This is a genomic window from Actinoplanes oblitus, from assembly GCF_030252345.1.
Classification (GTDB): Bacteria; Actinomycetota; Actinomycetes; order Mycobacteriales; family Micromonosporaceae; genus Actinoplanes; species Actinoplanes oblitus.
Map to the genome: position 1 here is coordinate 8,289,620 of NZ_CP126980.1, position 12,036 is coordinate 8,301,655.

At 73.4% G+C, this 12,036-nt stretch carries 13 protein-coding genes and 1 pseudogene; 8 read left to right on the forward strand and 6 right to left on the reverse strand.

Translation table 11 applies throughout. The features are described 5' to 3' along the window. The 3 genes and pseudogenes from Actob_RS36745 to Actob_RS36755 all read right to left on the reverse strand — a co-directional run bounded on the left by Actob_RS36745 (position 1) and on the right by Actob_RS36755 (position 2,743). Positions 1–609 carry a TetR/AcrR family transcriptional regulator gene (locus Actob_RS36745; RefSeq protein WP_407653738.1) on the reverse strand — a complete coding sequence of 203 codons (609 nt, stop codon included), beginning with the start codon at positions 607–609 and terminating at the stop codon, positions 1–3. Continuing rightward, a pseudogene (locus Actob_RS36750) lies at positions 567–1,871 on the reverse strand (methyltransferase family protein). Before Actob_RS36750 ends, Actob_RS36745 begins: the two are co-directional and overlap by 43 nt. Next, positions 1,868–2,743 (reverse strand): hypothetical protein, encoded by an 876-nt coding sequence (locus Actob_RS36755; protein WP_284922455.1) that lies wholly within the window; start codon positions 2,741–2,743, stop codon positions 1,868–1,870. The pseudogene Actob_RS36750 and the gene Actob_RS36755 overlap by 4 nt, the downstream one beginning before the upstream one ends. Before the next feature lie 173 nt (positions 2,744–2,916). Here Actob_RS36755 and Actob_RS36760 point away from each other — a divergent pair, with 173 nt between their 5' ends. The 6 genes from Actob_RS36760 (at position 2,917) to Actob_RS36785 (ending at position 7,612) form a co-directional block, all read left to right on the forward strand. Next, positions 2,917–3,471 carry a hypothetical protein gene (locus Actob_RS36760; protein WP_284916565.1) on the forward strand — a complete coding sequence of 185 codons (555 nt, stop codon included), beginning with the start codon at positions 2,917–2,919 and terminating at the stop codon, positions 3,469–3,471. A 4-nt stretch (positions 3,472–3,475) separates the two neighbouring features. Then, complete coding sequence (locus Actob_RS36765) at positions 3,476–4,198, forward strand: HipA family kinase (RefSeq protein ID WP_284916566.1); 723 nt, start codon at positions 3,476–3,478, stop codon at positions 4,196–4,198. Beyond that, positions 4,195–4,566 (forward strand): DUF3037 domain-containing protein, encoded by a 372-nt coding sequence (locus Actob_RS36770; protein ID WP_284916567.1) that lies wholly within the window; start codon positions 4,195–4,197, stop codon positions 4,564–4,566. Before Actob_RS36765 ends, Actob_RS36770 begins: the two co-directional genes overlap by 4 nt. Positions 4,567–4,600: 34 nt before the next feature. Further along, positions 4,601–4,756, forward strand: a complete 156-nt coding sequence (locus tag Actob_RS36775) for a hypothetical protein (RefSeq protein WP_284916568.1) — start codon at positions 4,601–4,603, stop codon at positions 4,754–4,756. 155 nt (positions 4,757–4,911) lie between these two features. Then, positions 4,912–5,979: an ATP-dependent DNA ligase gene (locus tag Actob_RS36780; protein ID WP_284916569.1), complete on the forward strand. Its 1,068-nt coding sequence runs from the start codon at positions 4,912–4,914 to the stop codon at positions 5,977–5,979. A gap of 106 nt (positions 5,980–6,085) precedes the next feature. Further along, positions 6,086–7,612, forward strand: a complete 1,527-nt coding sequence (locus Actob_RS36785; RefSeq protein WP_284922456.1) for an alpha/beta hydrolase — start codon at positions 6,086–6,088, stop codon at positions 7,610–7,612. Here Actob_RS36785 and Actob_RS36790 read toward each other — a convergent pair. After that, positions 7,563–8,018 carry a potassium channel family protein gene (locus tag Actob_RS36790; RefSeq protein WP_284916570.1) on the reverse strand — a complete coding sequence of 152 codons (456 nt, stop codon included), beginning with the start codon at positions 8,016–8,018 and terminating at the stop codon, positions 7,563–7,565. The genes Actob_RS36785 and Actob_RS36790 overlap by 50 nt on opposite strands. A 55-nt stretch (positions 8,019–8,073) precedes the next feature. Between Actob_RS36790 and Actob_RS36795 the strand changes: the two genes are divergently transcribed. Continuing rightward, positions 8,074–8,535: a GNAT family N-acetyltransferase gene (locus Actob_RS36795; RefSeq protein WP_284916571.1), complete on the forward strand. Its 462-nt coding sequence runs from the start codon at positions 8,074–8,076 to the stop codon at positions 8,533–8,535. A 148-nt stretch (positions 8,536–8,683) separates the two neighbouring features. Continuing rightward, a complete protein-coding gene (locus tag Actob_RS36800; protein WP_284916572.1) occupies positions 8,684–10,414 on the forward strand; it encodes a serine/threonine-protein kinase in 1,731 nt (576 codons plus the stop codon). 1 nt (position 10,415) lies between these two features. On the opposite strand, the gene ligD is transcribed toward Actob_RS36800, so the two are convergent. Further along, entirely contained in the window at positions 10,416–11,441 is a 1,026-nt protein-coding gene (gene ligD / locus Actob_RS36805; protein WP_284916573.1) for a non-homologous end-joining DNA ligase, read from the reverse strand. 75 nt (positions 11,442–11,516) lie between these two features. After that, positions 11,517–12,035, reverse strand: coding sequence for an LPXTG cell wall anchor domain-containing protein (locus Actob_RS36810; RefSeq protein ID WP_284916574.1), 519 nt, complete (start codon positions 12,033–12,035; stop codon positions 11,517–11,519). Between the last annotated feature and the right edge of the window lies 1 nt (position 12,036).

Genomic DNA, 12,036 nt, shown 5'->3' on the forward strand with positions numbered 1-12,036 from the left:
CTATGTCCGGCCGGCCTTCTTGATCCGGGAGCGCAGCACCCGGGTGGCGAGCGGGCCCAGCTCGTCCATCACCTCGACCAGCACGGCCAGCTGGTCGATGGCGTCCATCGCCCGCCGGCCGCCGGCCGGGTCGATGCCCTCGAACAGCTCCAGCCCGACGAACGCCGACGAGATCGCCTGTGCCAGCCCGGGCACGTCGGCGACCTCGGCGATCGGCGAGCCGGCCAGCACCCGGCGCAGCACGGTCTCGATCTCGTCGGTCCAGAGCTGGAAGGTGGCCCGGATCGGCTCGGCCAGCCGCTCGTTGCTCTGCGCCGCGGCCAGGGTCTGCGCCAGCACCGACACGTTGCCCTGGGCCAGCTCGGCGGCGTGCAGCTCGCGGCCCACCTGGAGCAGCTCGCGCAGCGAGGTGACGGCGGCGAACCGGTCCGAGTAGTGCGCCACCCGCTGCTCGGTGGCCTGCCGGCAGGCCGCGCCGACCAGCTCGTCGACCGAGCCGTAGTGGTAGAAGACGAGCGCCTGGTTGACCCCGGCCGCGGCGGCGATGGTCCGCGCCGAGGTGCCTGTCACGCCGTGGTCGCGCAGGGCGTCCAGGGCCCCGTCCAGCAGGCGTTGCTTGGTGTCGCTCACCGTTGTCCTCCGGCGGGGTGGGGTGGGGCGATCTGGGCGTCGGTGATCAGCTGGGCGAGCCGGTCCACCGCGGGGAGGCGGAGGAACCAGCCGAGGTACGCCCAGCCGATGCCGAGATGATCGAACGCGGACGCGACTGCCGCCACCCCCGTAGCGGAGTATCCGTCGGCCGCCGCGTACCTCGCCCGCCACAGGGTGGTCGGGTGGGTCGCGGCGGGCACGAGATCCAACCGTACGGGCGAGCGGGCCGCCACGAAGTCCCGGGTCGCCGCGCACGGGCCGCAGTCGTCGTCCAGCCAGATCCGGGCCGGCGCGAGCGCCGGGTAGGGCCGGGCCCGGGGCAGCCAGTCGCGCACCCGGCGGCGGTAGGCGAGCCAGCCGTCGCCGTGGCGGGCGCCCAGGTCACCGCGCTCGTGCGGGGCGGCCACGCCGGCCGAGAAGGCGACCGCGCCCAGCGTGGCGGCGGTCAGCGCCAGGCTGCGCGTGGCGGCGGCCAGCAGGGCGAGCTCGGCGACCATGCTGAGCTGCATCGGGTTGGCGACGTACGCGTACGGCCCGGTGGTGACCAGCCGGCGCGGCGGGTCCCAGGGGAACGGGGTGCCACCGCCGCGAACCGCGAACTCGCGGACCGCCGCCACCGCCGGCAGCCCCAGCAGCGCCGCGACCTGGACGAGCAGGGCGAGCGGGGTGCCGGACAGGCGCGACCAGGAACCGTCGCCGAGGGTGAAGACGGCTGTCGGCAGCAGCCAGAGGATCAACCCGGTGAACACGATCATCTGGAGCACCACCCGGCGGTACAGGTGACGGTCGGCGGCGGTCCAGCGGCCGAGCAGCTGGGCCGGGAGGGCGACGGCGACCAGGCCGAGCAGCTCGCCGCGCAGCCACTGCGGGCCGAGGGTGAGCAGCGGCTCGAGGCGGGGCATCGCCAGCAGGTCGAGCCAGAGCAGCAGGGCGAGCGTGGCCGGCAGCCGCAGGTGGCGGCGGAGCAGGACGGGGATCGGCCCCCAGAGGGCGGCCCAGCCCAGCCACAGGTCGATCGGCATGCCCCGGTAGGCGCCGTCGACCGGGGCGAACTCCCACCAGCCGCCGGCCCGGGCGAGCTCGTGCAGGGCGGCGACGCCGGTGACGGCGGCCAGGAAGGCGAGGAAGGCGCCGGCCCGGTCGCGACGCTCCGACCCCGCCCCGGCCGCGAGCAGGGCGGCGGCGGGCAGCAGCAGGGACAGGTAGCGGACGAGGGTCATCGCAGCGCGAGCATGTCGAGGACGTGACCGGCGCCGGCGTGCATCAGGCCGTCCTGCAGCGGCCCGAAGTACCACGACGGGTCGAGCCCGCGCCGGTAGTCGACGCGCAGCGTGACGGCCGTCCCGCCGGGCACGGTGTGCCAGCTGAGCGTGGCGTCCCGCATGCCCACCCAGCGGTGGGTGATCGAGCTGTCCTCGACCACCGTCCAGCTCACCCTGGCCGGGCCGGCGTCCCGGACCTCGGTCACGATCTCCCCGCCGGGGCCGTGCGAGCTGCCGTGGTAGACGAACGTCCAGCGGTCGCCCGGGGTCAGGCCGGCGCCGTGCACGTGCTGCGGCATCGGCACGCCGAGCAGCCGCAGCGGCAGCGACCGGGTGCCGGTCGGCTGCGGTCCGGCCGCCAGCGTCGCCCGCACTTGTTCCGGGCCGAGCGCGACCACCCGGGTGACCTCGACCGACTGGTCCGGATGCACGCGCCAGTCGGCGGTGGTGCCCTCGGCGCCGCCGGCCAGCAGCAGCGGCAGCGGCAGGAGCGCGAGGGCGGACCGGCCGCCGCGGCGGGCCAGCCGGACCAGGGCGGTCACCGCGTGCGCGACCAGGTAGACCAGCGGCGCGGCGAGGAGCACGCAGATCGCGCCCTCGTGCAGGACCACGGCGGCCAGCAGCAGGGCGATGGTGGTCAGCCGGAACACCCGCCCGTGCGTGGACCGGCCGGAGCTGAGGGCCAGCCCGGCGGCGAGCACCGCCGGGAGCGCGACGAAGAAGAGCGCGCTGTCGGCCCGGCCGGTCGTCACGGCGACGGCGAAGCTGGCCACCCCGACGACGGCGACCAGTCCGGCCAGGAACAGGTTGGCCGGCTGGACTTCTCTGATCTTCACGCTGTTCCTCCCAGGTAACGGAGCGATCGCCCCCCGTTTGAGCGACCGCTCAAACGTACGGTAGACGGATTTGAGCGATCGCTCAAGTCGCGCTGTCGAGGCGTCATTGGCCACTTACGCGATTGCGGTGTAAGCATGTAATCAAGGCAATGACCGAGGAGGTCGTCATGCGCTTTCGTCCCGCCCCGCCCGGGGCACGCACCGAGCCGCCGCCCGCCGACGACGCCGCCGCCGCCTGGGTGACCGGAGCGGTGCCGGACGGGTGGTTCACCGAGCCGCCCGAGGTCGTGGTGGACCGCGACGAGATCATCATCTGGGGCCGGCTGCCCGAGCCGGACCTGCCGGCCGAGGCCACCGACGCGGACCGGGCCACCGCGCACGCCGGGCGGATCGCCCAGTTCCGGGCGAACACCCGGGACGACCGGATCCGGATCGCCCACCAGGTCGAGCACCGCTACCAGCGCAAGGTCGCCTGGGGTGCGCGCTGCGGCGACGCGTCGGAGCTGTGGACGCACCTGGCCGCCCCGGTGATGACCCGGCTGCGCCAGCCCGAGCGCCAGGTGCTGGACACCCTGGTGGACGCCGGCGTGGCCCGTTCCCGGTCGGACGCGCTGGCCTGGTGCGTCCGGTTGGTCGGGCAGCACACCGAGGAGTGGCTGGCCGACCTGCGCACCGCCATGACGAAGGTGGACGAGCTGCGGAAGCAGGGCCCATTAGGGTGATCACGTGCTATCCGAGGTCACCGCGATCCGTTACGTCACCCCGCTGAGGGAGGGCGGCTCACTTCCCGGGGTCGTCGAGGCCGACGACCTCGGGACGTACGTGGTCAAGTTCCGGGGCGCCGGCCAGGGCCCGAAAGCCCTGGTCGCCGAGGTGATCGCCGGAGAGCTGGCGCGCCGCCTCGGCCTGCCGGTGCCGGAGCTGGCCCGGGTCGAGCTGGACCCGGTGGTGGCCCGCGCCGAGCCGGACGAGGAGGTCCAGGAGCTGATCAAGGCGAGCGCCGGCGGCAACCTGGGGATGGACTTCCTGCCCGGCGCCCTGGGCTACGACCCGAACGCGCACCCGGTCGAGGCCGGCCTGGCCAGCCGGGTGCTCGCCTTCGACGCCTTCGTGGAGAACGTGGACCGCAGCTGGCGCAATCCCAACCTGCTGATCTGGCACGGCGGGCTGTGGCTGATCGACCACGGCGCCACGCTGTACTTCCACCACAACTGGGCGCGGGCGGAGAGCGTGGTGCACCGGCCGTACCGATGGGACGACCACGTGCTCGAGCCGTACGCCACCGAACTCGCCACCGAGGGCCCGGCGCTGGCCGCCCGGATCACGCCGGAGCTGCTCGCCGAGGTGGTCGCGCTGGTCCCGGCGGACTGGCTGGACGACGGCGACCGGGACGCGTACCAGCGGCATCTCGCGGCCCGCGCCGCCCGGCCGGAGGCGTGGCTGCCATGACCCGGACCCCTTACGAGTACGCGCTGGTCCAGGCCATGCCCCGGATCGAGCGTGGCGAGCTGATCAACGTCGGGGTGCTGCTCTACTGCCAGCGCCACGACTTCCTGGCCGCCCGTACCCACCTCGACGAGGCCCGGCTGCTGGCCCTGGACCCGGCGGCCGACGTGCCGGCGGTGCGGGCCGCCCTGGACTCCTGGACGGCGACCTGCCGGGGCGGCGGCGCGGCGGCCGGGATGAAGCTGGGCGAGCGCTTCCGCTGGCTGGTCGCCCCGCGCAGCACCGTCCTGCGGGCCGGCCCGGTCCACATGGGGCTGGCCGCGGATCCCGCCGCCGAGCTGGAAAGGCTTGTCGAACTGCTGGTCCGCTGATACAAACCTCCGACCACGAGGTTGCGAGGTTGCCATGGACAAGATGGAGCAGAACACCGCGAAGCGGGCGGACCGGCCGGTCCTGCTGGGCGTCGGGCGCGGGCTGCTGCCGCGGCAACGGTCAGCGCGGGTCCAGCCGGTAGCGGACGCCGCGCGGCGCGACACCGAGGGCGCTCGCACCGAGGCGTAGCCCGGCATCCTCGGCATACCGGACAGCCGGCCCGGCGCCGGCGCGGCGCCGGACGAACCCGTCTGTCGAGTGTGGTCCGGGCCATCGATGACCTGGTCCGTGCCCGGGGCCGGGTAACGGGCCTCGCCCGGCCGATTTTCCGGCAGACTGGGCGGATGCAGCTGCCGATCCAGCATCCGGTCAAGCCGATGCTCGCCAAACCCGTCGCGGAGATCCCGGCCGGCCAGATCTACGAGCCGAAATGGGACGGCTTCCGGTCGATCGTCTTCCGGGACGGCGACGAGGTGGAGATCGGCAGTCGCAACGAGAAGCCGATGACGCGGTACTTCCCCGAGGTGGTCGAGGCGGTGCTGGCCAACTTCCCGGAGCGGGCGGTGATCGACGGGGAGGTGATCGTCGCCGACACCGAGCGCAACACCCTGGACTTCGAGGCGCTCCAGCAGCGGATCCACCCCGCGGCCAGCCGGGTCAAGCTGCTCGCCGAGCAGACCCCCGCCGCGTTCGTCGCCTTCGACCTGCTGGCGCTCGGTGACGAGGATCTCACCGAGCTGCCCTTCGAGCAGCGGCGGGACCGGTTGCGGCAGGCGCTGGCCCAGGCGAAGGCTCCGGTGTACGTCACTCCGGCCACCGACGACCTGGAGACCGCCCGGCGGTGGTTCGCCCAGTTCGAGGGCGCCGGGCTGGACGGGCTGATCGCCAAGCCGCGCGATCTGACCTACCAGCCGGACAAGCGGGTGATGTTCAAGGTCAAGCACAAGCGGACGGCGGACTGCGTGGTGGCCGGCTACCGGGTGCACAAGTCCGCGGAGAACCGGATCGGCTCGCTGCTGCTCGGCCTCTACGACGAGCGGGACGTGCTGGTCTCGGTCGGGGTGATCGGCGCGTTCCCGGTGCAGGTGCGCGAGCAGCTGTTCGAGGAACTGCAGCCGCTGGTCACCGGCTTCGAGGGGCACCCGTGGGACTGGGCGGCGCACCTGCAGGGCGAGCGCACCCCGCGGAAGAACGAGGTGAGCCGGTGGAACAACGGCAAGGACCTGTCGTTCACCCCGCTGCGCCCGGAACGGGTGGTCGAGGTCCGCTACGACTACATGGAGGGCCTCCGGTTCCGGCACACCGCCCAGTTCGAGCGCTGGCGGCCCGACCGGGAGCCGCGGACCTGCACCTACGACCAGCTGGAGCGGCCGGTGCGGTTCGATCTGGCCGAGGTGCTCACCAGCCGCTGAGCGGTGGTGCCGGAGGCACCGGCTAGCCTGGGTGCCCTGCCGTCGAAAGGTCCGAGCCGTGCCCCGTCGTCCGCGTTCGGTGATCGCCCTGCTGACCGTGCTGGTCATGACCGCCGGGGGCTGCACGCTGCCCGCGTTCGCGCCGGACGGCGCCGACGACCCGGCCGATCCGGCCGGCGGCGCTGCCCCGGGCACCGCCTCGACACCGGGTGCGGCCGCCCATTGGACGCCCTGTGCCGGCGTGCCGGAGAAACTGGTGGGCAAGGGCGCGGCCGGGATGACCTACGACTGCGCCTCGGTGGCGGTGCCTCGCGACTGGGCAAAACCGGACAGCGGCGCCACCTATGACGTCGCGATGATCCGTATCCGGTCGAAAACCCAGAAGAACCGGATCGGGTCCCTGCTGATCAACCCGGGCGGTCCCGGCGGGTCCGGCATCGACACCGCCGTCTACCTCTCGTTCGGCCCGACCTTCGGCGGCCTGCCCACCGAGGTCACCGACAGGTTCGACCTGATCGGGTTCGATCCGCGCGGCGTGGGCCGGTCCAGCCCGATCAAGTGCATCAGCGACAGCGACCAGGACGCCAGCTTCGCGGCCGACCCGGATCCGGTCGGCCAGGCCGAGTTCGACAGGGTCGCCGCGCTGAACAAGCGGATCGCCGACGGCTGCGGCCGCAAGTACGGCGACCAGCTGCCGTTGTTCTCCACCGAGCAGGCCGCCCGGGACATCGACGCGCTGCGCGCCGCGGTCGGCGACAGCAAGCTGAGCTACCTCGGCTTCTCCTACGGCACCCTGCTCGGCGCCACCTACGCCCAGCTCTTCCCGACGAACGTGCGGGCCCTGGTGCTGGACGGCGCCGTCGACCCCACGGAGAACTACGTGCAGGGCTCGGAGTCGCAGGCCAAGGGCTTCGAGCGGGCGTTCCGCAACTTCACCGGGTGGTGCACGAAGCATCCGGCGAAATGCCCGATCTCCGCCGACCCGCGCGGCGCGGTCACCGACGCGATGGCCAAGGCGGAGAACTCCCCGGTGCCCTACACCGACGGGCGCAAGGCCACCGCCGGCTGGATCTTCGTCGGGCTGATCTCGTCGCTGTACACCGAGGACGGCTGGACCAGCCTGGCCAGGGCGATCGACGAGCTGCAGACCGGTGACGCCAAGGGCATCATGGATTTGGCCGATCAGTACGCGGAGCGCAAGCCGGACGGCAGCTACTCCAACCTGTTCGACGCCAACCTCGCGGTGAACTGCGCGGACACCGACGACGCGCCGACCGCGGCGCGGGTGCGTCAGCTGCAGTCGCAGTGGCGCAAGAAGTACCCGATCTTCGGGGCGCCGCTGGCGATGGGGATGCTGCCGTGCACGTACTGGCCGGGCAAGCGGGACCCGTACCCGGCCGGCAAGGCGGCCGGCGCGCCGCCGATCGTGGTGGTGGGCACCACCGGCGACCCGGCCACGCCGTACGAGAACACCGCCGACCTGGCCACCATGCTGGGCACCGGGCACGTGCTGACCTGGGAGGGCGAGGGGCACACCGCGTACCCGTCGACCCCCTGCGTGGTCAAGGCGGTGGACGGGTACCTCATCGGTCTGACGGTGCCACCGGAGGGGCTGCGGTGCCCGGCGAAATGATGCCCTCCCGCGCGGCCAGCTCCTCCAGCAGCCGGCGGACCTGACGCAGGTTGTCCTTCAGCTCCTCCTGCTCCTCGTGCCGGAAGGCGTCGTGGTCCACGATCAGCTTGCTGGCGAAGTGCGCGGTGATCAGCGGGATCACCAGCAGCACCATGACCGAGATGAGCAGCACCGCCATGATCCGGGCCGGCCAGCCGTGCGGGGAGATGTCGCCGTAACCGACGGTGGACGCGGTGACGACGGCCCACCAGAGCGAGTCGCCCATCGTCTTGCCCTCGAAGAAGGAGTAGAGACAACCACAGACGAAGATCAGGACCGCGTACGCGAGAACCAGCGTCTTCGGCGAGTTGGCCAGCCAGACCATTCCGCGGTACACCGCCCGCGGCACCCTGAGCAGCACGTTCATCAGATCATCGTGCCGGGACGGCGGGCTTCCGGAAAGCCCTGACAGACTGACGATCATGGAGTTCCGGATCGCCACCCGTGCCGACGTCCCCGCCGTGCTCGCCCTGCTCGCCGACGACGACCTGAGCCGGGAGCGCGGCTTCGGCGAGGTACCGGCGGAGGCCGGCCCGGAGATCTGGGCGGCCTTCGCGGCGATCGAGGCCGACCCGAACAACGAACTGATCGTCGCCGTCGAGGACGGCGCGGTGACCGGCACCTGCCAGCTCACCTACCTGCCCGGCCTGAGCCGGGGCGGCGCGTGGCGGATGCAGATCGAGGCGGTCCGGATCCAGGCCGGCCGGCGCGGCCACGGGCTGGGCGCCGAGATGATGCGCTGGACCATCGAGCGGGCCCGCGAGCGCGGCTGCCGACTGGTCCAGCTCACCTCGGACAAGAAGCGGGCCGACGCGCACCGGTTCTACGAGAGGCTCGGCTTCGTCCGCTCGCACGAGGGCATGAAGCTGGACCTGGAGAGGTAACGAGCCGTCCGGCGCACCGGTGACGAGGCCGCGACAAGCCTGGCATTTACTGACGGTTCGGGCGCGGACACGTTGCCGCGGGACCGGGTTGCCACGACTATCGGCGTCGCTCCCCTCCCGGCCCCGGCGAAGAAAGGACACGGCACCCGTGCAGCCGTCCCTCTCCATGAACGGCCCCCGCTCCCATCCCGGCGAGCCCAGCACCGTCGACCTGAGCGGCAGGTGCGTCGGCAACTCGTACGTCCTGGTCTGCCCGGTGGGCCAGGGCGCCACCGGGACGGTGTGGCGGGGCATCGACCGAGCCACCGGGGAGCAGGTCGCCGTCAAGCTGCTGCACGAGGGCCTGCTGCGGCAACCGAAGCTGGTCACCCGGTTCGTCCAGGAACGGACCATCCTGATGATGGTCCGGCACGAGAACATCGTCGGTGTCCGCGACCTGTTCAGCGCCGGCGAGTCGATCGGCCTGGTGATGGACTTCGTGGCCGGCGGCAGCCTGCGGGACCGGCTGCGCGAGCGGGGCACCCTGCCGGCCGCCGAGGCCGCGTCGCTGTCGGCACAGGTCGCCGCGGCGCTGACCGAGACCCACGCGCTGGGCGTGGTGCACCGGGACGTGAAGCCGGACAACGTGCTGCTCAGCGAGGACGACGACGGCGTACGGGTACGGCTCACCGACTTCGGCATCGCCCGGGTCCTGGACACCGCCGGCCTCACCACCCCGCACGCGATCATCGGCACGCCGCGCTACATGGCGCCCGAGACGATCAGCGGGGGCGAGGCCACGCCGGCTGCCGACGTCTACGCGCTCGGCATCATGCTCTACGAGCTGGTCTGCGGCTATCCGCCGTACGACGGCGAGCCGTTCGCGGTGCTGCACGGCCACCTGGAGGAGCCGGTGCCCCGCCCGCCCGGGATGCCCGAGCCGGTGTGGTCGGTGGTGCGGGACTGCCTCGACAAGGACCCGGAACGACGCCCGGCCGCCGCCCGGCTCCAGGAGGCGCTGCGCGGGCTGGCTCGCGACATGGCCGGGATGCCGGCCCTGCCCGCCCCGGCCGAGCCGCCCGGCGTCGACCCGCCGGTCCTGCCGGCGAGCCCGGCCCGGCCCGCTCGCCGGGCGCCGCGCAACCGCCCGCGGAGCTGGCTGTGGGGACGGCACGGCCTGGTGATCACCGCGGTCTGCGGCGTGCTCGCGGCCACCGGCTGGGGCGGTTACCACGCCTGGCAGCTGCTGGACGGGTTCGGGCGGGCACCGGCCGCCGCGCAGCCGGCACCGGATCGGGGCATCGCCGCCGGCCCGATGCCCTCGGTGACCGTCGTACCGCCGCTTCCGCCGGCCGCCGTCGCCGGCCGGGGGCCGGACACCGCCGCGGCCGGGCCCGCCCCGATCGAGCACGCGAGTTCCGGCCGCACCGCGCCGCGGGCCGGGGCCACCCCGATCGCCCGGGGCGCCGGGATCGGCGTGACGGCCGGGCCCGCCCAGATCGGCGCCTCCGCCGGTCCGGGCCGGGTCGGCGGCTCGGTGGCGTTCCACCCCTGGGTGTGCAGCGACAAGTACTCCTTCGACCTCGGCCATCCGATGCTGGTCCAGCCGTGTCACGCCCTGGGCCCGGCGATCCGCGCGGTCGGCCGGATGGAGGCGGTGCCCGGCGTGCAGGCCGACATCTCGCTGACCGTCCGGGACGCCGAGACCGACGAGGTCGTCGCCGGCCCGTACACCTGCTCGGCGCAGATGTTCACCGACGCGGTCCTGCAGCACACCTGCGGGCCCGTCGAGTTGCAGGCGCCGCACGGCGGCCGCTACGTCGTCGAGCAGAGCTGGGAGTACACCAACCGGCCCCTGCTCCCCGGCGGGTCGGTCCGCGGCCCGCAGTTCACCTGGTGAGTCAGGCCTCCCAGTTCGCCGGGTTCTTCTTGCTGGGCTGGACGCGGGGCGGCTCGCCCGGCATCTTCGGGTGGTCGGGCGGATAGGGCAGGTCGCCCAGCCCGGCCCTCTCGTCCCGCTCCACCCACTCCAGCAGCGGCGTCAGGTCGTGTGCCACGTCGTCGATGGCGGCGTGCGGGTCGCCGATCTCGGCGATCCTTTTCGGTACGGTGCGCAGGTCGAAGTCGTCCGGCTCGACCCGGGTCAGCTCATCCCAGGTGACCGGGGTGGAGACGGTGGCCCGCGGGTTGGCCCGCAGCGAGTACGCGCAGGCGATGGTCCGGTCCCGGGCCATCTGGTTGAAGTCCAGGAAGACCCGGTCGCCGCGCTCCTCCTTCCACCAGGCGGTGGTGATCGCCGACGGGTTGCGCCGCTCCACCTCGCGGGCCAGCGCGATGGCCGCCCGGCGCACCTGGACGAAGTCCCAGCGCGGGGCGATCCGGACGTAGACGTGCACGCCACGCCCGCCGGACGTCTTCGGGAAGCCCACCCAGCCCAGGTCGGCGAGCACCTCGCGGACCACGCCGGCGGCCGCGGTGACGTCGCCGAAGCCGAGGCCGGGCTGCGGGTCCAGGTCGATGCGCAGCTCGTCCGGGTGGTCCGGGGCGGCGGCGCGGACCGGCCAGGGGTGGAAGACCACGGTGCCCATCTGGGCGGCCCAGGCCACGTGGGCGAGGTCGGCGGGGCAGAGCTCGTCCGCCGTACGCATGCTCGGGAACCTGATCTGAGCGGTGGTGACCCACTCGGGCACGCCGCGGGCCGGGATGCGTTTCTGGAAGAACGTCTCGCCGTCCAGGCCGTCCGGGAAGCGTTGCAGCGTGGTGGGGCGGTCCCGCAGGGCGCGCAGGATGCCGTCGCCGACCGCGAGGTAGTACTCGAAGACGTCGCGTTTGGTGTAGCCACGCTCGGCGAAGACGATCTTGTCGGGGCTGCTCAGGCGCACGGTGTGGCCGGCGATCTGATGCTCTTCCGCGGCGGCTTTCGGCATACCCCGAGGTTATGCGAAAAGGCGAGGGTCACCCGACAAAGTCGGGTGACCCTCACAAATCGGACATGTTGTCGATCAGGCGGTCTTCCGCCGGCGGGTGTACCAGAGCGCGCCCGCGCCACCGGCCACCAGCATCGCGCCGACCGCGACCGTCGCGCCGACCGGGCCACCGGTCAGCGGCAGCGAGCCGGAGCTGACCCCGCTGCCCTTGGTGGTGACCGGCGACGGCGCGTTCGCCGAGCTGACGCCACCCGGCGCGGACTGGGCGCCACCGGTCGGCAGGCTCGGCGTCTCGGCCGGGCTCTCCCCGCCGTAGCCGGCGTGCCCACGGGTGCCGCCGGTGGTGGCCGGGCTCGCGGTGGCCGCCGTGACGGCCGCCGGCGGAGTGGTGGGCACCGCGGTGGCCGGCGCGGTGGTCGCCGCCGGCTGCTCGGCGCCGTAACCGGCGCTGCCCCGGTCCGGGCTGGCCATCACGACCGGGTGGCCCGCCTGAGCGGTGTCGGCGGCGAGAACCGGCGACGAGATGGCGAGCGCGGCGAAGGCGGTGACGCCGGCCGCGGGCAGTCCCACGGCCAGCCGACGAACAAAGCTCATG

Bases quoted from the DNA above. Each gene is read 5' to 3' on its own strand.
- Actob_RS36760 (WP_284916565.1), top strand. From the start codon at position 2,917: ATGCGCTTTCGTCCCGCCCCGCCCGGGGCACGCACCGAGCCGCCGCCC.
- Actob_RS36770 (WP_284916567.1), top strand. From the start codon at position 4,195: ATGACCCGGACCCCTTACGAGTACGCGCTGGTCCAGGCCATGCCCCGG.
- Actob_RS36775 (WP_284916568.1), top strand. From the start codon at position 4,601: ATGGACAAGATGGAGCAGAACACCGCGAAGCGGGCGGACCGGCCGGTC.
- Actob_RS36780 (WP_284916569.1), top strand. From the start codon at position 4,912: ATGCAGCTGCCGATCCAGCATCCGGTCAAGCCGATGCTCGCCAAACCC.
- Actob_RS36785 (WP_284922456.1), top strand. From the start codon at position 6,086: ATGACCGCCGGGGGCTGCACGCTGCCCGCGTTCGCGCCGGACGGCGCC.
- Actob_RS36790 (WP_284916570.1), bottom strand. From the start codon at position 8,018: ATGAACGTGCTGCTCAGGGTGCCGCGGGCGGTGTACCGCGGAATGGTC.
- Actob_RS36795 (WP_284916571.1), top strand. From the start codon at position 8,074: ATGGAGTTCCGGATCGCCACCCGTGCCGACGTCCCCGCCGTGCTCGCC.
- ligD (WP_284916573.1), bottom strand. From the start codon at position 11,441: ATGCCGAAAGCCGCCGCGGAAGAGCATCAGATCGCCGGCCACACCGTG.
- Actob_RS36810 (WP_284916574.1), bottom strand. From the start codon at position 12,035: ATGAGCTTTGTTCGTCGGCTGGCCGTGGGACTGCCCGCGGCCGGCGTC.